Source organism: Variovorax sp. FW305-3-2-15-B-LB1, from assembly GCF_058787635.1.
Genome location: NZ_JBYSZY010000023.1, coordinates 38,792 through 58,499 on the forward strand (window position 1 = coordinate 38,792; position 19,708 = coordinate 58,499).

Annotated in this window: 17 protein-coding genes and 1 tRNA gene; 15 read left to right on the plus strand and 3 right to left on the minus strand. The window is 68.3% G+C overall.

All coding sequences use genetic code 11. From position 1 onward, the window contains the following. The first annotated feature begins 67 nt into the window (after positions 1–67). The 6 genes from AC3WQR_RS16215 to AC3WQR_RS16240 all read left to right on the plus strand — a co-directional run bounded on the left by AC3WQR_RS16215 (position 68) and on the right by AC3WQR_RS16240 (position 4,832). Positions 68–1,075: a serine/threonine protein kinase gene (locus AC3WQR_RS16215; RefSeq protein WP_056573330.1), complete on the plus strand. Its 1,008-nt coding sequence runs from the start codon at positions 68–70 to the stop codon at positions 1,073–1,075. Between the two features lie 5 nt (positions 1,076–1,080). After that, positions 1,081–1,989, plus strand: coding sequence for a PP2C family protein-serine/threonine phosphatase (locus AC3WQR_RS16220; RefSeq protein WP_062476311.1), 909 nt, complete (start codon positions 1,081–1,083; stop codon positions 1,987–1,989). 55 nt (positions 1,990–2,044) lie between these two features. Further along, positions 2,045–2,776: a ribonuclease PH gene (rph, locus tag AC3WQR_RS16225; RefSeq protein WP_062476315.1), complete on the plus strand. Its 732-nt coding sequence runs from the start codon at positions 2,045–2,047 to the stop codon at positions 2,774–2,776. 70 nt (positions 2,777–2,846) lie between these two features. After that, positions 2,847–3,446, plus strand: a complete 600-nt coding sequence (locus AC3WQR_RS16230) for a non-canonical purine NTP pyrophosphatase (RefSeq protein WP_062476318.1) — start codon at positions 2,847–2,849, stop codon at positions 3,444–3,446. Between the two features lie 3 nt (positions 3,447–3,449). Continuing rightward, positions 3,450–4,712, plus strand: coding sequence for a radical SAM family heme chaperone HemW (gene hemW / locus AC3WQR_RS16235; RefSeq protein WP_062476321.1), 1,263 nt, complete (start codon positions 3,450–3,452; stop codon positions 4,710–4,712). Between the two features lie 32 nt (positions 4,713–4,744). Next, positions 4,745–4,832: transfer RNA gene (locus tag AC3WQR_RS16240), tRNA-Ser, on the plus strand. Positions 4,833–5,134: 302 nt separating this feature from the next. Here AC3WQR_RS16240 and AC3WQR_RS16245 read toward each other — a convergent pair. Next, entirely contained in the window at positions 5,135–5,737 is a 603-nt protein-coding gene (locus AC3WQR_RS16245) for a hypothetical protein (protein WP_492742753.1), read from the minus strand. A gap of 77 nt (positions 5,738–5,814) precedes the next feature. Continuing rightward, positions 5,815–7,503 carry an InlB B-repeat-containing protein gene (locus tag AC3WQR_RS16250; RefSeq protein WP_492742754.1) on the minus strand — a complete coding sequence of 563 codons (1,689 nt, stop codon included), beginning with the start codon at positions 7,501–7,503 and terminating at the stop codon, positions 5,815–5,817. A 167-nt stretch (positions 7,504–7,670) separates the two neighbouring features. Between AC3WQR_RS16250 and AC3WQR_RS16255 the strand changes: the two genes are divergently transcribed. From AC3WQR_RS16255 to AC3WQR_RS16265, 3 genes are all read left to right on the plus strand, one after another. After that, positions 7,671–8,063: a hypothetical protein gene (locus tag AC3WQR_RS16255; protein ID WP_492742756.1), complete on the plus strand. Its 393-nt coding sequence runs from the start codon at positions 7,671–7,673 to the stop codon at positions 8,061–8,063. Positions 8,064–8,167: 104 nt separating this feature from the next. Continuing rightward, complete coding sequence (locus AC3WQR_RS16260; protein WP_307694981.1) at positions 8,168–8,776, plus strand: response regulator transcription factor; 609 nt, start codon at positions 8,168–8,170, stop codon at positions 8,774–8,776. A 1-nt stretch (position 8,777) separates the two neighbouring features. Next, on the plus strand, positions 8,778–10,646 hold the full coding sequence (locus AC3WQR_RS16265; protein ID WP_492742759.1) for a sensor histidine kinase: 1,869 nt from the start codon (positions 8,778–8,780) through the stop codon (positions 10,644–10,646). An 8-nt stretch (positions 10,647–10,654) separates the two neighbouring features. Here AC3WQR_RS16265 and AC3WQR_RS16270 read toward each other — a convergent pair whose 3' ends face one another. After that, on the minus strand, positions 10,655–11,569 hold the full coding sequence (locus AC3WQR_RS16270; protein WP_492742760.1) for an alpha/beta fold hydrolase: 915 nt from the start codon (positions 11,567–11,569) through the stop codon (positions 10,655–10,657). A gap of 299 nt (positions 11,570–11,868) precedes the next feature. On the opposite strand from AC3WQR_RS16270, the gene AC3WQR_RS16275 reads away from it, so the two are divergent. From AC3WQR_RS16275 to phaP, 6 genes are all read left to right on the plus strand, one after another. After that, positions 11,869–12,909: an AraC family transcriptional regulator gene (locus tag AC3WQR_RS16275; protein ID WP_139702671.1), complete on the plus strand. Its 1,041-nt coding sequence runs from the start codon at positions 11,869–11,871 to the stop codon at positions 12,907–12,909. A 537-nt stretch (positions 12,910–13,446) separates the two neighbouring features. After that, positions 13,447–14,226, plus strand: a complete 780-nt coding sequence (locus AC3WQR_RS16280) for an esterase/lipase family protein (RefSeq protein ID WP_095948796.1) — start codon at positions 13,447–13,449, stop codon at positions 14,224–14,226. Between the two features lie 44 nt (positions 14,227–14,270). Then, entirely contained in the window at positions 14,271–15,983 is a 1,713-nt protein-coding gene (locus tag AC3WQR_RS16285) for a long-chain-fatty-acid--CoA ligase (protein WP_492742762.1), read from the plus strand. A gap of 50 nt (positions 15,984–16,033) precedes the next feature. Next, the gene (locus AC3WQR_RS16290; RefSeq protein ID WP_492742763.1) at positions 16,034–17,650 is read left to right on the plus strand and encodes a wax ester/triacylglycerol synthase family O-acyltransferase; all 1,617 of its coding nucleotides are present in this window, start codon (positions 16,034–16,036) and stop codon (positions 17,648–17,650) included. Between the two features lie 49 nt (positions 17,651–17,699). After that, complete coding sequence (locus AC3WQR_RS16295) at positions 17,700–19,040, plus strand: MFS transporter (protein ID WP_492742765.1); 1,341 nt, start codon at positions 17,700–17,702, stop codon at positions 19,038–19,040. Between the two features lie 44 nt (positions 19,041–19,084). Beyond that, entirely contained in the window at positions 19,085–19,534 is a 450-nt protein-coding gene (gene phaP, locus AC3WQR_RS16300; protein ID WP_062482377.1) for a TIGR01841 family phasin, read from the plus strand. Positions 19,535–19,708 lie beyond the last annotated feature (174 nt).

Sequence of the window (19,708 nt, forward strand, 5' to 3'; positions counted from 1 at the left end):
CAAGCACCGAGGCGTCGGTACAGCGTTCGCTTGCCGCACCATCGCCTTCGGGCGAAACTCCCGGATTATGTCAAAGGTCAAGCCTACGCCCCTGTTGCCCGATACGGTCATTGGCGGATATCGCGTTGTTCGCCGGCTTTCCGCGGGCGGTTTCGGCGTGGTCTACCTCGCGATCGACCCGAACGGCCAGCAGGTCGCCGTCAAGGAATACCTGCCTTCGTCGCTCGCCACCCGGGGCCCCGGCGAGCTGGCGCCGCAGGTGCCGCCCGAGAAGCTGTCGCTGTACCGCCTGGGGCTCAAGAGCTTCTTCGAAGAAGGCCGCTCGCTCGCGCAAATTTCGCATGCCTCGGTGGTCAGCGTGCTCAATTTCTTCCGCGAAAACGAGACCGTCTACATGGTCATGAACTACCTGGAGGGCGCGACCCTGCAGGATTTCGTGGTCACGGCACGCGACCTGAAGCGGCAGAAGGTGTTCCGCGAATCGACCATCCGTTCGCTGTTCGACGAAATCCTGCGCGGCCTGCGCATCGTCCACCAGTACAAGATGCTGCACCTGGACATCAAGCCCGCCAACATCTTCGTCACCGACGACGACCGCGCCGTGCTGATCGACTTCGGCGCCGCCCGCGAAGTGCTCAGCAAGGAGGGCATTTTCATCCGCCCCATGTACACGCCCGGCTTCGCCGCGCCCGAGATGTACCGGCGCGACTCGTCGATGGGCCCCTGGACCGACATCTACGCCATCGGTGCCTGCATCTACGCCTGCATGCAGGGCTATCCGCCCAACGACGCACCCCGGCGCATCGAGAAGGACCGCCTGAGCCTGTCGCTCTCGCGCCTGCGCGGCGTGTACTCCGACAACCTCATCGAGGTGGTCGAGTGGTGCATGTCGCTCGACCCGCTCTCGCGCCCGCAGTCGGTGTTTGCGCTGCAAAAAGAACTCAGCCGCGAAGGCGAGCGCCGCTACACCAAGCTCACGGTCGGCGAAAAGGTGCGCCTGTCGATCGACAACATCCGCTCCTTCGACAAGAAGAGCCTGCCGCGCGCCGCCGCGCCCACCACCCGACCGGCCTGAGCGACATGAAGTTCTCCGTGTTCCAGGTCAGCCGCAAGGGTGGCCGTCTCAAGAACGAAGACCGCATGGGCTACTGCTACACGCGGGAGTCGGGTCTGTTCGTGCTCGCCGACGGCATGGGCGGCCATCCTGAAGGCGAAGTGGCAGCCCAGCTGGCGCTGCAGACCATCGCCGCGCTGTACCAGCGCGAGGCCCGCCCCACCGTGAAGGACGTGAAGGCCTTCCTGGCCGAATCGGCCATGTCGGCGCACCAGCAGATCATGCGGTACGCCAGCCACAAGGCGATGCTCGACACGCCCCGCACCACCGTCGTCGCGGCCGTCCTGCAGAACGCCACCGCCACCTGGCTGCATTGCGGCGACTCGCGCCTGTACGTCGTGCGCGACGGCCGCCTGCTGACCCGCACGCGCGACCACTCGCATGCCGAGCGCCCCAAGCCTCACGGCGCCACCGACGCGCCCGTCAACCGCAACCTGCTGCTGACCTGCCTGGGCTCGCCGACCACGCCGCTGTTCGACGTGTCGGCGCCGCTGCCGCTGCAGCGCGGCGACCGCCTCATGCTGTGCTCCGACGGCGTCTGGGGCGTGCTCGACGACGCCGTCATCGTGCACACCCTCTCGTCCGGCAAGCCCGTGTCCGACGCCGCGCCCGACCTCGCCGAAATGGCGCTGCGCAAGGGCGGCGCCCACAGCGACAACGTGACGCTCATCGCGCTCGAGTGGGAAATGCCCGAGACGCCCGGCGACGACCGCGGCGTGTCCACCGAAACCATCGACGACGGCGTGTTCGCCTCGACCATCCAGGCCGGCATGCCGTCCGACAGCGAGATCGACGATCTCGACGAAGACGCCATCGAGCGCTCCATCGCCGAGATCAACGAAGCCATTCGCCGCTCAGCCGCCCGCAAGACCTGATCTCTTGATCGGGTCTCGCGGTTTTTCTTTTTCTTTTTCGGTTTCCTCCAGACACATGACTGCTTTCACACGAAGCGGCGGCCGCGCCGCCGACCAGCTGCGCCCCGTGCGCATCACCCGCGGCTTCACCATCCACGCCGAAGGCTCCGTGCTCATCGAGTTCGGCCAGACCCGCGTGCTGTGCACCGCCTCGGTCGAAGAAAAAGTGCCGCCGCACAAGAAGGGCAGCGGCGAAGGCTGGGTGACGGCCGAATACGGCATGCTGCCGCGCGCCACCCACACCCGCAGCAGCCGTGAAGCCGCCAAGGGCAAGCAGACCGGCCGCACGCAGGAAATCCAGCGCCTCATCGGCCGCTCGATGCGCGCCGTGTTCGACCTCGCCGCCTTGGGCGAACGCACCATCCACCTCGATTGCGACGTGCTGCAGGCCGACGGCGGCACGCGCACCGCGGCCATCACCGGCGCCTTCGTGGCCGCACAGGATGCCGTCGACAAGCTGCTGGCCTCCGGCGCGCTCAAGACTTCGCCCATCAAGGGCCACGTGGCCGCCATTTCGGTGGGCATCGTCGACGGCACGCCGCTGCTCGACCTCGAGTACACCGAAGACTCGGCCTGCGACACCGACATGAACGTCGTCATGACCGGCGCCGGCCACTTCGTCGAAGTGCAGGGCACGGCCGAAGGCGTGGCCTTCACGCGCGAAGAAATGAACCTCCTGCTCGGCCTGGCCGAGAAGGGCATCGGCGAACTCGTGAGCCTGCAGCAGCAGGCCCTGCTTTCGAACTGAACGAACGACGACCCCAACCCACAGCCACTGGCGCCCATTCGCTGGGCATCACAGCCATCTTTGACTTTCCATGAAACTGGTTCTGGCTTCCAACAACGCGGGCAAGCTCGCCGAACTCCAGCAGCTGTTTGCCGAGCTGTCCGTCACCCTGGTGCCGCAGTCGGCACTGGGCGTGGGCGAGGCTGAAGAACCCTTCCGCACCTTCGTCGAGAACGCGCTCACCAAGGCGCGCCACGCCAGCGCCGCCACCGGCCTGCCGGCCATTGCCGACGACGCGGGCCTGTGCGTCGATGCCTTCGGCGGCCTGCCGGGCGTCGACACCGCCTATTACGCCACGCAGTTCGGCTACGCCAAGGGCGACGCGAACAACGTGAAGGCGCTGCTCGAACAGCTCGATGGCGTGGTCAACCGCCGCGCCGCGCTCGTCAGCACGCTGGTCGCGCTGCGTAGCCACGACGACCCCGAGCCGCTCATTGCCGTCGGCCGCGTGGTCGGCGAGATCGCGCCCGCGCCCATCGGCGACAACGGCTTCGGCTTCGACCCCGTCATGTACCTGCCGACCTTCGGCAAGACCTTCGCCCAGCTGCCGCCCGATGTGAAGAACGCCAACAGCCACCGCGGCCGCGCCGCGCAGGCCATGCTCGCCCTGATGCGCGAGCGCTGGTTCTGACCTATGGCCACCGTCTTCCCGATCCAGCCCGCCCAAGCCGGCGGCGCCCCCCAGGCCAATGACGTGCTGCACTGGATGCGCCCCGGCCCGCTGCAACTCGCCGCGCTGCCGCCGCTGTCGCTGTACATCCACCTGCCGTGGTGCCTGCGCAAGTGCCCCTACTGCGACTTCAACTCGCACGAGTGGCGTGCCACGAGCGAAGCCGACATCGATGGCCTTCCCGAAGCCGCCTACATCGACGCGCTGATCGCCGACCTCGACGCCGCGTTGCCGCTGATCTGGGGCCGCACCGTCCACACCATCTTCATCGGCGGCGGCACGCCCAGCCTGTTCTCGCCGCAAGCCATCGACCGGTTGCTGGGCGACGTGCGCGCGCGCCTGAAGCTCGCGCCCGAGTGCGAGATCACGCTCGAGGCCAACCCCGGCACCTTCGAGCGCAACCGCTTCCGCGCCTACCGCGCGGCCGGCGTCACGCGCCTGTCGGTGGGCGTGCAGAGCTTCAACGACGAGCACCTGACGGCGCTGGGCCGCGTGCACGACCGTGCCCAGGCCATCGCCGCGGTGGAGGAGGCCGCGAGCGCCTTCGACACCTTCAACCTCGATTTGATGTACGCCCTGCCGGGCCAGACCATGGAAGGCCTCGACGCCGACCTGACCCAGGCCCTGGCGCTGGCGCCGCCGCACATCTCGATCTACCACCTCACCATCGAGCCCAACACCTGGTTCGCCAAGTTCCCGCCCACGCTGCCCGAGGACGACATCGCCTACGCCATGCTCGACCGCATCACCGAGCGCACGGGCGCGAGCGGCATGTCGCGCTACGAGGTCTCGGCCTATGCGCGCGACGGGCATCAATGCGCGCACAACCTCAACTACTGGCAGTTCGGCGACTACCTCGGCATCGGCGCCGGCGCGCACAGCAAGCTGAGCTTTGCGCACCGTATCGTGCGGCAGGTGCGTTATCGCGAACCGCGCCTGTACATGGAGAACGCGCGCGCTGGCATGGCCGTGTCGCAGAGCGACGAAGTGGCGCTGGCCGACCTGCCGTTCGAGTTCATGCTCAATGCGCTGCGGCTGAAGCAGGGCTTCACGCTGCCCCAGTTCAGCGAGCGCACGGGCCTGGCGATGACGTCGATCCAGCGCGGCCTGGAAGAGGCCGAGCGCAAGGGGCTCGTCGCGCGCGACCTGTTCCGCGTGTGGCCCACCGAGCGCGGACTCGACTTCCTGAGCGATCTGCAGACGCTGTTCCTGCCCGATGACGAGTAAGGCTGCGCCGTCAGCTTAAAATCGACGGTTCCGGAGAGTTGGGTGAGTGGTTTAAACCAGCAGTCTTGAAAACTGCCGACGTGAAAGCGTCCGTGAGTTCGAATCTCACACTCTCCGCCAGAATCAGTTTTTGGCAGCTCTTGAAGGTCCCGTGCGGTCTCCGCGACGGGACTTTTCCATTGGGAATGACCGGCTTCCCATGCGCGCCAACGACAGGAGGCTCTCTCCAAGGCTTGTGTCGCGCGAAGTGAGTAGGGGACTCAAAATCCCCCACCGAATGCAGTGTTCCGGACGGGGGATTTGAACCCCCGGCGTGACAGGCCGGTATTCCAGTTGCTTGGCTCCGTTCTGCTGTCGAGAGTTCGGGTCCCGCTTTCATCGACGGAGCGAGGTGGAGGTTTCGTTGCCGATATCGCTGTCGGCTACTCCCTTGGCGGCAAAGTCATCCACTGTGGATCAGTGATCTGAATAGGGGTTTGATGAATACAGGCGAACAACTCCCCCGTTAGCAGCCACACCCCGGCAAAGCCTTGGCTTGCCGTCTGGCAGTGCTGTTGAACCTTCGATGGGCAGAGGTCACTCGCACCTAGGTTCACGTAGACCAGCAGTTGCAATTCGGCTTGATCTGAGTACAGCTTTTTAGCCTTTGCTTCGATTGCCGTTCGGATGCTTTCCGCCGCCTCCTCAGGTTCCATGAAAGGCTCGAGCCACCGCGAGCCAGGCGCGCGATCTATGTACTCGTCGCCCCGGCGACGGCCGGACTTCTGAACTTCCGCCTGCTCGAAGCTGTGCGTGAGGCCGCCCACGAACGACACCGAGAAGTCACCACTTCGCTGGTCGTCGACGTCATCTATCAGCACGGCGCACTGACCGAAGTGATGCTCAAAGCCTGCGGCCAATCGAGCGGCGCACCACATTTCGCGCAGTCGCTGAAGACCTGGCTGGCGAAAGAACTCCGCACTTGTCAGGGGCGCCCGGAGTTCGTCGTACTTGCGCAGCAGTTCGGAGGGCGTGTATTCGGCCATGCCCCTTATTTTCGTTGCCGCGCCGAGATGAACGAAGGGGCTCGTGATCGGGGTAGATCATTTGCCCCTCACGCAACCTACCTCCCCGACCCATACTGCCGCACCAGAATGCGCGTCCCACTCGCCGCCTCAAACTGCTGCCAAGCCAACACCGCATTCCCCACCTCATTCATCGCCAGATCCGGCGAAGTCGCAATTTCGTCCGAGCCCTCCTGAGCCACCGGCACCCCCCAGCCATCCGCCAGCGTGTGCCGAGCCGCATACAGATCGCTCGTTCCCACCCCATTGCCCTGCGCCCACGCCACCAACGCATTGGTCGCATCGTCCACGCCCAGTGCAGGCAAGCTCGCCAACGCCTGCGAAGCCGCTGCCCGCACCACACGGTCCGCGCTGAACGCCGCGCCCGGTGCCGCCGTCGCCGCCATGAGCGCGTTGTCCAGCCGTCCCCAGCTCACGACCGCCGCACCCGCCGCATTCATGCGCAGCACGGGCGTGCTCAGTAACGCCTGCGTGGAGACAAACGGTGCGCCCACCCGCGCAGTGCTGCTCTGCCACGCGCCCGCCGAGAAGCGCTTGAACCACACGGCGCTCGCCCACTGGTTGCTGCCGCCGGGCAGGTCGGCTTGGCCCCAGGCGAGCAGGGCGTTGCCGGCAGCATCGATCGCCAGGTCGTGGGCGCCGATGGAGTGACCGGTGCCGGTGTCGGGCACGAGTTCGGTGGCCGTGGTCCAGGTGCCGCTTGCGTTGGCGCGGTTGGTCCAGAGCGAGGCGCTGCTGCCGTCGGAGCGCTTCCACACGGCGACCGATTCGCCGGACCCCGCGACCACGACGGCCGGGTCGCCGTCGACGCTGCCCACGACCTCGTTGGTCTCGATGAGCGCGGCGGTGCCCCAGCCGCCGGCCGGGGTGTAGCGGTTGGCGTAGATGCTGAAGCGCGTGCTCGGGCCGATCTGCGACCACACGGCGACGGCGTTGCCGTTGGCGTCGATGCCCACGCTGGCGTTGCCGACGATGCCGGTGCCGGTCTCCAGCAGCGCGGGGTTGCCCCAGCCGCCCGCGGGGTCGACGGGCAGCGCCCACAGGTCGTAGCCGGTCACGGAGCTCAGCTGGGTCCACAGCACGACGGCGCGGCCGCTGGGCTTGTCGATGGCGATGCGGATGTCGCGCACGCCGCCGGCGTTGGCCTCGAGGCGCTGCGGCGCGGTCCAGCCGCTGCCGGGCAGGTAGCGGCTGCCCCACAGGCGGTCCACCTGGGGGTTGCCTTCGATCTGGCGCCACACCACCAGCGCGCGCCCCTGCGCGTCGATCGCGGTCTTCGGCAGGCTGGCGCCACCGGCCGACAGCGCCGACGCATCGCCCCAGCCGATCACGGGCGGTGCCGCCACGAAAGTGGCCGTCACGTCGAGCGCGGCGTCCATCCGCACGGTGCAGGTGCCGGCGTTGCCGCTGCAGGCGCCGCCCCAACTGCCGAGCACTTGTCCTGCCGCTGGCGTGGCCGCGAGGACGACCTCGGTGCCCGCGCTGAAATCGGCACTGCAGCGGTCGGTGCAGTCGATGCCCGCGGGCTGCGACCCGACGCGGCCGTTGCCGGTGATGCCGACCTCCAGGCGATGCGTCACTGCCGCCGGCGGGGGCGCGGGCGGAAAGAGGCCGAGGGGCGGCAACGCGCCGCCGCCCGATCCCCCGCCACCACCGCCACAGGCCGCCAGCAGGGCCAGCGCCCCTGCGCACACCATCCTCCGTCCGTAGCTGCTCGTCTTCGTCATGTCTGTGTTCCTCCTCGTCCGCTGGCGCCGGGGCCCGGCGCCTTCTGTGCTTGTTCGTTCAAGAGGGCCGGATCGTAGGGACGGCTGCGCGTGCGGCCCATAGCACCTTCGGGCACCTGCCCGAAGGTGCTATGGGCCGTTGCAAGGTGTCCCGATAGGCTCGCTGCATGACCTCTTCACGAACGCGCCTGTGCTCGCCCTTGCTTCTCATCGCTGCCGCTCTGGCAGGCGGATGCGCTTCGCATGCCGTGACCGACGGCGCCATCGTCACGAACACCTCGCGTGCGTTGGGCCTGCCGCCGCAGGCCTTCACGATCTCGAATCGGGCCGACAGCGGCGTGCAGACGACCTTCCAGGCCCGCACCGACGGTGGACGGGTCTACAGCTGCTACGTGGAGGGTTCGGTGTCGGTGGTCGGCCGGGTGGTCAGCGATGCCATCTGCCAGGAGATGCGCCAGAGCGACGCCCCCGCGTCCGCGCGCCGCTCCGCCACGCGGCCGACGACCAGCCCCACACCGGCCTGCAATGCGCTGCTGCGCGCCGCCGGACGTTGCAACTGAGGCTTCGCGAAAGCCGGTGCGGCACCGATGCGCCGGCGTGGACAACAATGGCGCCCTACGAGGAGAGGGCGCGGGCCGGGCCCGCACCCGAGGATCACGGCACCATGAAACTCCTGCTTGTCGACGATCACCCGCTGTTCGGTGTCGGCTTTGCGCATGCGCTGACGCACGCCCGGCCCGACTTCGAAGTGCAGACTGCGCTCTCGCTGGCCGAGGGCGTGGCGCGGGCCTCGCAATGTGCGCCCGACATCGTGCTGATCGACTACCGCCTGGGCGGTGAAGACGGTCTCGAAGGCCTGCGCCTCTTCGGTGCCCGGCATCCCCTCGTGTCGCGCCTGATGATCTCGGGCGACGAAGAACCGGCACTCGCCGCCCGCGCACGCGCCGCGGGAGCGGCCGGCTTCATCGGCAAGTCGCGCTCGGTGGCGCACATCGCGGCGGCGCTGGACGAGGTGGCCGCCGGTGGCGAGGCTTTCGATGTGCTGGCCTCGCGCACCGGCCCACAGGTCGCGAGCCTCACGCCGCGCCAGCTCGAAGTGCTGCTGCTGGTGGCGCAAGGCCGCCAGAACAAGCAGATCGCCGCCGAACTGGAGATCGCGGAGCGCACAGTCAAGCTCCACATCACGGCGCTGCTCGACACGATGGACGCGCGCAACCGCACCCACCTGCTGGTCCAGGCGCGGCGCGCGGGGCTGTGGCTGGCGCAGGAATAAGATGAGCGCGTCGTCCCCGGTGCAGGCCCCTTCCAACGCCGACGTGGTGGCGGAGGAGGTCGCGGCGCCCGCCCCGCACGCACGCATCCGCGCGTGGTCGGCCCTGTCGGACCTGCAACTCGAGCAGCTGACGCAGATGATCCGCTCCACGCCGTGGTCGTGGATGCTGGCCGCGGTCGGCGGCTTGCTCTGCTACCTCGAATACGCAGCGGGGCCCGATGGCCCGCGGGTGGGGGCGTGGGTCGTCGTCTACGGCCTGGTCATCGCCGCGCGGATGGGCCTCTGGCTGGCCTGGGCGGTGCGGCCCGGGCTGCGCGCGAACCTGGCGGCGATGGTGTGGCCCGTCATGGCCAGCAACCAGCTGCTGGCCCTGCTCTGGGGCGTGCTCAGTGCGCTGCTGTGGCACGAAGGTCCGGCGCAGGCCGAGGCCATTCTTCACATCGCGATGGTGACGGTGTCGCTGGGTGGCGCGATCCGCCTCTCGACGATCGGGCGGGCGGCCATGGCCTATGTGGTGCTCATCCTCGGCCCGCTGGTGCTGCGCGACATCTGGTTCGGCGGGAGCTACCACCTGGCCATGGCGCTGATCGTGACGCTCATCGGCGTCTACACGCTGCTGAGTTCCCGGGAGCTCTCGCGTGCGCTGCACGAGATCCAGGCGCAGCGCCGGCGCAATGCCGAACTGGTGACCGCGCTGAGCGCCGAAAACGAGCGCAGCCGCTCGGCCCGACAGACCGCCGAAGAAGCCGTGGCGGCACGCATGCGTTTCTTTGCCTCGGCCAATCACGACCTGCGCCAGCCGCTCAACGCGATGGCGCTGCTGGCGCAGACGCTGCACACGGTCAGCACGCAGCCGCAGGTGCAGGCGCTCTCCGAGCAGCTGGTGGCCTGCGCCGACGGCATGACCGACGTGGTGGACGACCTGCTCGACATCACGCGCGCCGACGCCGGATCGATCAGCCCGCAGTGGTCGCTCTTCGCCATCGACGCGCTGCTGCGCGACTGCTGCCGGCCGCACCAGGCCGTGGCCACGGCCAAGGGGCTGACGTTCGAGCTGGCCAGCGACCCCGCTACGGTCCGCAGCGACCGCGCCTTGCTCACGCGCGTCGTCACCAACCTGCTGGCGAACGCCATCCGCTACACGCACCAGGGCACTGTGCGGCTCGGCGGCCGGGTCGAGAACGGCCGGCTGCGGCTAGCCATCGAAGACACGGGCATCGGCATCGCGCCCGAGCACCTGCCGCACGTATTCGACGAGTTCTATCAAATCGACAACCCCGCGCGCGACCGCCGCCTGGGCTACGGCCTGGGCCTCGCGACCGTCAAGCGCCTGAGCGAACTGCTCGACCTGCGCGTGACCGTGCGCTCGCAGCCGGGGCAGGGCAGCGTGTTCGACGTGCAGGTGCCGTTGGCCGATGCGGCCGAGAGCGATCGGGCGGACGACGTCGAACGGCTCGCCGCGTCACCGACCGCCGTGTTGGCCGCGCGCGTGCTCGTGCTCGACGACGACCAGAGTTCGTTGCAGGCGCTGCAAGGGCTGCTGGCCTCTTGGGGCGCGGAGGTCCGCGCCGCGAGCGACATGGCGGGCGCGCTGGCGTGCCTGCAGGCGGGCTTCCAGCCCGATGCGCTGGTGGTGGACCTGCGGCTCGGCCTGCAGGCGAGTGGCCTCCAGGCCATCGCCGACCTGCGCCTTGCGTTGAACGAAGCCGACCTGCCCGCGTTGATCGTGACCGGCGACGTCGGCGGCGATTCGCTGGCCGCGGCACGCGAGGCCGGCCTGCCGGTGCTCGTCAAGCCGGTGCGGCCCTCGCAGCTTCGCGCCTTCCTGGGCCACGCGCAGGCCTGGAGGCAGGAGCACGCGCCCGACTGAACGATGGATCAGCGGCCCTCCACCGCGTGCCCCGCAATCGCATCGATCACCGGCGCCCACGTCACCTTCGGCAGCGCGTGGCCCATGCCCTCGATGGTCACCATCCTCGCGCCGGGCACGTGGCGCGCCACGTCCTTCCCGCATTCGATCGGCACCAGCGGATCGACGTCGCCGTGGATCACCAGCGTCGGCGTCTTCAGCGACGCCAGCCGCTCCCTGCGGCTGCCTGACGCGATGATGGCCGCGAGCTGGCGCGCGTAGCCGGCGGGGTGCAGGCCGCGTTCGAAACTGCGTTCCGCGCGCGCGGCGTCGAGCGCCTCTTCGTCCGAATGCGAGCCGGCGCGCAGCACCTTCATCACCTGCTGCTGGCGCACGATGTAGCCGTCGCGGTCCAGCGGCGTGGGCGTGAGCAGCACCTGCAGCGCCTGCGGTTGGGGCGGCGGCAGGTCGGGCGCGCCGCTGGTGGCCATGATCGACACCAGCGTGCGCACGCGCGCCGGATGGCGCAGCGCGATCTCCTGGCCGATGGCGCCGCCCATCGAGGCGCCGACGATGTGGGCGCGATCGATGCCCAGCGCATCGAGCAGGCCGACCGCATCGTCGGCCATGTGGGCCAGCGTGTACGGCACCTGGCTCGCGCTCACCGGCACGCCGGCCAGTGCCTGCCCGAGCAGCTTGGCCACGTCGGGAATACCCGCGGCGCTCAGGCGCGTGGACTGTCCGATGTCGCGGTTGTCGAAGCGGATGACGCGGTAGCCGCGACCGGCCAGGCGTTCGCAGAAGGCTTCGTCCCACGCAATCATCTGCGTGCCCAGGCCCATGATGAGCAGCAGCGGTGGCGCCGCCGGATCGCCGAAGCAGTCGTAGGCCAGCTCGATGCCGTTGGACGAAGCGAACGAAGGGGAGGAGGGGTCGCGTTGCATGGGGCGTGGCGGTGAAAAGGAAGGGGAGAGAAAGCAAGAGAAGCGAAAGGCAACCGTCGCGCGTTGCGCTTTGTGCCCTGCGGCCGGGACGGTGTTTCGTGGACGATCTTTCCGTGGGGCCCCGGAGCGAGAAAGGTTCGTTCAGACCAACCGGGAGTGACTTCGGGACAATTTGGCGCTATCGGGAAACTCCGAGTCTGCGCGTGCAGAACGCTTCGATATCCTGCGACGACCTTGGAGTGCGAGGCCAGTGGCGGCCTCGCCATCGAAGGCATGTGTTCTGAAGGGATTGAATCGTCGTGCATCGTTCGCCACCCGACTTCGCGTCACGCGTCTACGGACCCCAGCGCGTCGCAGCCATCGTCGCCACCCTGGTCGAAGAAGGCATCGCACCGGAACAAACCCTGAGCGGAAGTGGCCTGACGGAAGACCAGCTGCGCGCACCGGCGACGCGGATTTCCTACGAGCAGGCGGCCGTGGTCTTCCGCAACGCGGTGCGTCTGGCGCCCGGCCCCAGCATCGCCTTTCGCGCGGGCATCCGCATGCACCTCACGGCCTACGGCATGTACGGCTACGGGCTGCTGAGCAGCCCCACGCATGCCGACCTGATGGACTTCACCATCAAGTACAACCGCGTCATGGGCCCCGTGGCCGGGCCGGTGTCGTACACCTGCAGCGGCGGCACGGCGGTGCTGCCCTACGAGGTGCTGCTGTCGTCCGACCCGCAAGACCCGCTGTACCGCTTCGCGCTCGAGTTCGCCTTTGCGGTGCACCTTCGACTGGGGCGCGATCTCTTCGGTCCGTCGTTCGGTCTTTCCGCACTGCACGTGCGCTTTGCCGAGCCCGACGACCTGAGCGCCTACCGCACGCTGTTCGGCTGCCCCGTGGCGTTCGGCCAGCCGCGCGATGAACTGCATGTGGGCTCGCCGTGGGTGGGCCATCCCTCGCGGCTGCCCGACTCGGTCACGCATGCGATGGTGAGCGAGATGTGCCAGCAGGTGCTGGCCGACCTGCCGCGCTCGGGCGGTGTCTCTTCAGTGGTGCGGCGCACGCTGATCGACCACATGCCGTGGCGCTTTCCCACCATCGAGCCGATGGCTTCGGAGTTGTCGATCCATCCGCGCACCTTGCGCCGACGCCTCGAGACCGAAGGCACGACCTACCGCGGCATCCTGGCCGACGTGCGCCGCGTGCTGGCCATCGAGTACCTGCGCACCACGCGCATGACCACCGAGGAAATCGCCGAGCGGCTGGGCTACAGCGACGCCTCGAACTTCCGCCACGCCTTCGTGCGCTGGACCGGTCGCAGCCCGCAGGACTACCGCGCGGCGAAGGCCTGAGCCGCGCCTGCGCGATACCGCATCGGGCATCGTGAATCACCGCTGATTCGCACGCGCGCGCCGTCGTGCGGCGTTCGCGTGGCCGTCGATCCACACATCTGTTCGCAGTTGTGAGTCGCGCCTGCGCGTCGTTCAAATGCGCGTCCCGAAATCACCGCGAAGTGGTCGCATCGCACCTTTCCTTGTCGACGTCGCCGCGAAAAGATGGCGCCCAGAGCAACGACAACAAAGTGCCCGATCCGAGCCTCGCTGAAGGCCCGGACGAGGCCGACAGGAGACAACAACATGGATGCACCTCGCGCGTGCCGGCATGCCCGGCACGGACTGGACGTACGCGGCGGGTTCACACCATGCATGCGTGCCGCCGCACAGGCCGGGCGTCGCCGTTGCGCGGCGCCTTCACCCCTTTTCCCCGACCTCGATCCTCTCTCGAACGACCGCCCGACCGGGTAGCCGTGTGCATCGCGTCTGCACGTCGGGCTTTTTCTTCGCCTCTCTTTTTTTCTCTTTCCCTTTCCCTTCACTCCCGAGATGACCATGACCGAATCTTCTTCGATGGCCCCGCCGTCCCGCCGCCTGCTGATGCTCGAGTGGCGCGCCGTGGCGGAGCTGTCCGCGTTCTTCACCATGGCCCCGATGCTGCGCATGGCGCCCGCGGGCGACGGGCATCCTGTGCTCGTGCTGCCCGGCCTCTCGGCAAGCGATGCCTCGACACAACCGCTGCGCGCTTTCCTGCGCGACCGCGGCTACCGCGCGCACGGATGGAAGCTCGGCCCCAACTTCGGTCCGCGCCCCGGCGTGGAAGACCAGATGCAGGAGCGTCTGGCCGAGCTGCACGAGCGCTACCAGCGCAAGGTGAGCATCGTCGGCTGGAGCCTGGGCGGCGTGTTCGCACGCGAGCTGGCACGGCGCGCGCCTTCGCAGGTGCGCAGCGTCATCACGCTCGGCAGCCCGTTCGCCGGCGAGCCGCGCGCGAGCAACGCGTGGCGGCTGTACGAGATGGTGAGCGAGCGCAAGGTCGAGGACTGGCCCGAGCGCGAACGCATGCGCACGCCGCCGCCCGTGCCGGCCAGCGCCATCTACAGCCGCAGCGACGGCATCGTGGCCTGGCAGGGCTGCCGCGAACGCGAGACCGCGACCTCGGAAAACATCGAGGTCGAGGGAAGCCACTGCGGCCTCGGCCACAACCCGGTGGTGCTCTATGCCATCGCCGACCGGCTCGCGCAGCCCGAGGGCCAGTGGAAGCCGTTCCGTCGCGAAGGCCTGCGCCGCCTGCTGTACCTCGATCCGCACCGCGACGTGCGCAAGGCCGCCTGACGCGCCGCATCACCAACCCACTCATTCACTTCCTGGAGACGCACATGAACAGCAAGCCCTGGCTGGCTTCCTACCCCGAAGGCGTGGCGTGGGACCACGAGATCACGCCCACCTCGGTCCAGCAGATCCTGGCCGACGCCGTGGCCGGTTTTCCCGACCGGCCGGCCATCGACTTCATGGGCAAGCGGCTGAACTACCGCGAGCTCGGCGCGCTGGTCGACCGCGCCGCCAAGGGCTTGCAGGCCCTGGGCGTGCGCCCCGGCGTGCACGTGGGCCTGTTTTTGCCCAACACGCCGCACTACCTGGTCGCGCTGTTCGGCGTGCTGCAGGCGGGCGGCACGGTGGTCAACTACTCGCCGCTCGATGCGGCGAAGGTGCTCGAGCACAAGATCGAGGACAGCCAGACCGACTTCCTCATCACGCTCGACCTGGCGGCGCTGTACCCGCAGATGGCCGCCATGCTCGGCAAGACACGCCTCAAGAAGCTCATCGTCGGCAACCTCGCCGAGATGACGGGCGCGCCCGAGCAGGTGGCCGCGCTGATGAAGGCGAAGAACGAGACGGTCGACATTTTGGGCGACGAGCACCACCTGCGTTTTTCCGACCTGCTCGACAACGACGGCCGCTACACGCCGCACCCCCTCGGCGATCCGCGCGAGGCGCTGGCCATCCTGCAGTACACGGGCGGCACCACCGGCCTGCCCAAGGGCGCGATGCTCACGCACGCCAACCTGTCGTCGGCCTGCGAGCAGGTGGTGATCACGCAGTCGGGCACGCCGCCCGTGCTGCAGATGGGCACCGAGCGGCTGCTCGCGGTGCTGCCGCCGTTTCACATCTACGCGCTCACGGTCAACCTGCTGCTGGGCGTGCGCCTGGCGGCCGAGATCGTGCAGCACCTGCGCTTCGACCCCAAGGCCGCGCTGCGCGACATCGCCGAGAAGAAGCTCACCACCTTCTGCGGCGTGCCCACCATGTTCACCGCGGTGATCGGCGACCCCGACACGCCGCAGTACGACCTGCACTCGCTCAAGCTGTGCAACTCGGGCGGCGCGCCGCTGCCGATGGAGGTCGGCGAGCGCTTCCGCGCCATCACCGGCACCTGGCTGGCCGAAGGCTGGGGCATGACCGAAACATCGCCCACCGGCACCTTCTCGCCCGCGCACGGCCAGCGCAAGGCGGGCTCGTGCGGCATTCCGCACCCGGGCGTGGTCATCAAGATGCTCGACCTCGAAGACCCCACGCGCTACGTGCCGCTGGGCGAGAAGGGCGAGATGTGCATCCAGGGCCCCAACGTGATGAAGGGCTACTGGAACAAGCCCGAGGCCACGGCCGACAGCACCACCTTCGACGGCTTCTTTCGCACCGGCGACGTGGGCTACATGGACGAGGACGGCTTTGTCTTCATCGTCGACCGCTGCAAGGACATGCTGCTGTGCAGCGGCTACAACGTCTATCCGCGCGTGCTCGAAGAGGCCATCTACCAGCACCCGGCCGTGCATGAGGTGGCGGTGATCGGCGTGCCCGACGAATACCGCGGCCAGTCGCCCAAGGCCTTCGTCACGCTCAAACCCGGCGCCGAGGCCTTCGACATCAAGGCCCTGCAAAGCTTTCTCAAGGAGCGCGTGGGCAAGCACGAGATGGTGCAGGCCCTGGAGATCCGCGCCGCGCTGCCCAAGACGGCGGTGGGCAAGCTCTCCAAGAAAGACCTCGTGGACGAAGAGCTGCGCAAGCAGGCCGTCGCCGCGGCCACCGCCTGAGCGCGCATTTCCCAATTCCCACCGATCCCACCGACGAAAGAGGCCACGCCATGGACCACCTGAGCAGCATGGACGCGTCGTTCCTGCACCTTGAAACCCCCGAGACGCCGATGCACGTCGGCAGCCTCATGCTCCTGGACCTGCCCGAGGGCTACCGGGGCGACTACTACGAAGACGTGAAGGGCATGCTGGGCAAGCGGCTGCACCTGGCGTCGGTGCTCACGCGCAAGCTCGCGCAGATGCCCTTCGAGCTGGCCGAGCCGGTTTGGATCGACGACGACGACATCGACCTGGACTACCACGTGCGCAGCCTCACGCTGCGCCGCCCCGGCACCATGGAGCAGCTGCACCACCTCGTGGCGCGCCTGCATTCCAGCCTGCTCGACCGCAGCCGCCCGCTGTGGGAGATGTATGTCATCGAGGGCCTGGAGAACGGCCAGGTGGCCTTCTACACCAAGGCCCACCACAGCGGCGTCGACGGCAAGGCCGGCACCGAGCTGGCCAAGGTGCTCTACGACACCACGGCGCAGATGCGCGAGGTGCCGCCCGCGCGCCGCAAGCGCGGCAGCGGCAGCCACTACCAGCTGGGCGTGGCCGAGCTGCTGCAGGCGGCGGTGTCGAACTCGGCGCGCCAGTACCGCAAGCTCGCCGAGCTGCTGCCGGCGGCCGCGCGCGCCCTCACGGCGGCCGGCAGCGTGCTGGCGAGCCAGCAGACCGGCAAGGGCGAGCGCCGCCTGAGCCTGGGCATGGCGCCCAAGAGCATGTTCAACGACGCCATCACCAACCAGCGCTCGTACAGCACGATGTCGCTGCCCTTCGACGAACTGAAGGCGCTGGGCAAGCGCGTGGGCGGCACCGTCAACACCATCGTGATGGCGATGTGCAGCGAGGCGCTGGCCCGCTTCCTGAAGGAGCGCAACCTGCTGCCGAAGGAAGCGCTGATCGCCGGCGTGCCCGTGAGCCTGCGCGCGGAGGGCGACGACTCGATGAACAACCAGGTGTCGATGGTGCGCGTCGACCTGGCGACCGACATCGGCGACGCGGCCGAGCGCTTCAAGGCGATCCATGCGTCGTCGGAGGCGGCCAAGGCCGTGGTGCGCGAGCTCAAGCCCGTGCTCGGCGTGGACATGCCGATCACCGGCTCGCCCTGGCTCATGACCAGCCTGGCGTCGCTGTACGGCCGCTCCAACCTGGCGCGCCGCGTGCCGCCCGCGGCCAACGTGCTGATCTCGAACGTGCCGGGGCCGGGCGCCACGCTCTACGTGGCGGGCGCGCGGATGATGCACTTCTATCCGGTGTCGATCCCGTACCACGGCAGCGCGCTGAACATCACGGTGCAGAGCTACGCGGGCTCGCTCGACTTCGGCCTCACGGCCTGCCGCCGCATCCTGTCGCAGGAAGAGTCGTACGAGCTGATCGGCCACCTGCGCGCGGCGCTGCGGCAGATCGAGCGGCTGCCCAGCGTCGAGAGCGCGGCCAAGCCGGCGGTCGCGAAAGAGGCGCAGGCCGAGGTCGTGCCCGCCAAGGCCCCGCGCCGCGTGAAGGCGCCGGCCGCCGCCAAGCCGCGTGCCACCGCTGCAGCGGCCGCACCCGCCAGCAAGAAGGCCCGCGCGCCGCGCAAGCCGGCCGCTCCTGCCAAGGGCAAGCGCGCCGCCGCCGCGGCCTAGCCTTCCCGCCGATTCCTTCACCGACCGACCCTCAAAGGAAAGCAAGACCATGACCCCCACTTCTGCGCAGGCCCCCGCCCGCGCGCCGTACAACGCGGCGGACGAGGCTTTGTTTTCGAAGGTCAGCTGGCACCTGCTGCCGCTGTTGATCCTCTGCTACATCGTCGCCTTCATCGACCGCATCAACATCGGCTTCGCGCAGCTGCAGATGAAGCAGACGCTGGCCTTCAGCAACGAGGCCTATGCGCTGGGCGCGGGCATCTTTTTCATCGGCTACTTTCTCTTCGAGGTGCCCAGCAACCTCATGCTCGAGAAGATCGGCGCGCGCAAGACGCTGCTGCGCATCATGTTCTGCTGGGGGCTCGTGGCCTCGGCCATGATGTTCGTGGAGACCACGACGCAGTTCTACGTGCTGCGCTTCCTGCTGGGCGCGTTCGAGGCGGGCTTCTTCCCGGGGATCATCCTGTACCTCACCTACTGGTACCCCTCGGCGCGGCGCTGCAAGGTGATCTCGATCTTCATGACGGCCACGGCCATCGGCTACCTGCTGGCCGGCCCGCTGTCGGGCTGGATCATGAAGTACATGAACGGCCTGGGCGGCCACCATGGCTGGCAGTGGCTGTTCGTGGTGCAGGGGCTGCCGGCCTCGGTGCTGGGCATCGTCGCGTTCTTCTACCTGAAGGACAAGCCCGAGCAGGCCGGCTGGCTCACGCCCTCCGAGAAGGTCGCGCTGCGCCATCACCTGGACAACGAGCCGCATGCGGTGGAGACCGCCTCGCACGGCTCGTTCTGGGCGCTGCTGCGCGACCCCAAGGTGTTCACGATGGCCTTCGTGTACTTCCTGTTCCTGGGCGCCAACTACACGCTGGTGTTCCTGGTGCCCACGCTCATCAAGAACTGGGGCGTGGGCGACGTGTTCATGGTCGGCCTGCTGTCGGCCATTCCGGCGGTCTTCGGCGCCGTCGGCATGGTGTTCGTCGGACGCAGTTCCGACAAGCACCTGGAGCGGCGCAAGCACTTCTTCTTCTGCGTGGCGCTGGCCTCGGCGGGCCTGCTCGTGGCCGTCTTCAGCGGTGGCAACCTGGTGCTGGCGCTGGCGGGCCTCGCGGTGATGAGCATCGGCCAGTCGGCCAACACGCCAATCTTCTTCGCGGCCATCAGCGAGTACCTGCCGCGCAAGTCGGCGGCCGGCGGCATTGCGCTGATCAGCAGCCTGGGCAACCTCGGGCCCGCCGTGATGCCGGTGATCACCGCGTGGATCACCACCGCCACCGGCAGTTCGGACAACAGCATGTTCCTGGCGATCGGGCTGTGGCTGCTGTCCGGCGTGGTGCTGCTGCGCGTGATGCGGCCCGCCGCCGCCGGGCGCACGCAGTTCGCACCGGCCTGATTTTTTGTGACCCGCTATTTCATTCACACAAGGAGATTCGATCCATGGCAACCAGCAAGACCGCAGCCAACGCCAACCCGCTCTTCCCCACGGCGCTGCCGTCGATGGAAGATTTCAGCAAGCTGATCGAGCAGCTCAAGCTGCCCGGCGTGGACGTCGGTGCGCTCGTGGAGTGGCAGCGCAAGGACATGGAGGCCCTGGCCGAGGCCAACCGTCAGGCCTACGAAGGCATCCAGTCGCTGGCGCAGCGGCGCGGCGAGATCCTGCGCGACACGCTGGCCCAGTGGCAGGACGCGCTGAAGGACGCCACCGGCAAGGACGCGATCTCCAAACAGGCTGAGGTCGCGCAGCGCGGCGTGCAGCAGGCCGTCGACAACTTCCGCGAATTGGCGCAGCTGGAAGCGCAGGCGCGCAACAACAGCTGGAAGGTGGTGCAGGACCGCCTGAACGAGAACATGGCCAACCTGCAGCAGCTGCTGCAGCCGAAGAAATAGGGACGCTCCCGCGGACGCAATGTCCGCGCAACGACTGCTGGTAGCCTTGCCGGATTGTTCAGGCGCGCCTCGCCCCGCGAGGTCGCGCGATCCGGATGAATCAGAAAGGACTCAGCGCGTGGTTGTGACAGGGAGAAGATGGGGCGCGTGCGCCGCGTTGACAGCGGCATTGCT

Coding starts and splice junctions, on each gene's coding strand:
- AC3WQR_RS16215 (WP_056573330.1), top strand. CDS start 68: ATGTCAAAGGTCAAGCCTACGCCCCTGTTGCCCGATACGGTCATTGGC.
- AC3WQR_RS16220 (WP_062476311.1), top strand. CDS start 1,081: ATGAAGTTCTCCGTGTTCCAGGTCAGCCGCAAGGGTGGCCGTCTCAAG.
- rph (WP_062476315.1), top strand. CDS start 2,045: ATGACTGCTTTCACACGAAGCGGCGGCCGCGCCGCCGACCAGCTGCGC.
- AC3WQR_RS16230 (WP_062476318.1), top strand. CDS start 2,847: ATGAAACTGGTTCTGGCTTCCAACAACGCGGGCAAGCTCGCCGAACTC.
- hemW (WP_062476321.1), top strand. CDS start 3,450: ATGGCCACCGTCTTCCCGATCCAGCCCGCCCAAGCCGGCGGCGCCCCC.
- AC3WQR_RS16245 (WP_492742753.1), bottom strand. CDS start 5,737: ATGGCCGAATACACGCCCTCCGAACTGCTGCGCAAGTACGACGAACTC.
- AC3WQR_RS16250 (WP_492742754.1), bottom strand. CDS start 7,503: ATGACGAAGACGAGCAGCTACGGACGGAGGATGGTGTGCGCAGGGGCG.
- AC3WQR_RS16255 (WP_492742756.1), top strand. CDS start 7,671: ATGACCTCTTCACGAACGCGCCTGTGCTCGCCCTTGCTTCTCATCGCT.
- AC3WQR_RS16260 (WP_307694981.1), top strand. CDS start 8,168: ATGAAACTCCTGCTTGTCGACGATCACCCGCTGTTCGGTGTCGGCTTT.
- AC3WQR_RS16265 (WP_492742759.1), top strand. CDS start 8,778: ATGAGCGCGTCGTCCCCGGTGCAGGCCCCTTCCAACGCCGACGTGGTG.
- AC3WQR_RS16270 (WP_492742760.1), bottom strand. CDS start 11,569: ATGCAACGCGACCCCTCCTCCCCTTCGTTCGCTTCGTCCAACGGCATC.
- AC3WQR_RS16280 (WP_095948796.1), top strand. CDS start 13,447: ATGACCGAATCTTCTTCGATGGCCCCGCCGTCCCGCCGCCTGCTGATG.
- AC3WQR_RS16285 (WP_492742762.1), top strand. CDS start 14,271: ATGAACAGCAAGCCCTGGCTGGCTTCCTACCCCGAAGGCGTGGCGTGG.
- AC3WQR_RS16290 (WP_492742763.1), top strand. CDS start 16,034: ATGGACCACCTGAGCAGCATGGACGCGTCGTTCCTGCACCTTGAAACC.
- AC3WQR_RS16295 (WP_492742765.1), top strand. CDS start 17,700: ATGACCCCCACTTCTGCGCAGGCCCCCGCCCGCGCGCCGTACAACGCG.
- phaP (WP_062482377.1), top strand. CDS start 19,085: ATGGCAACCAGCAAGACCGCAGCCAACGCCAACCCGCTCTTCCCCACG.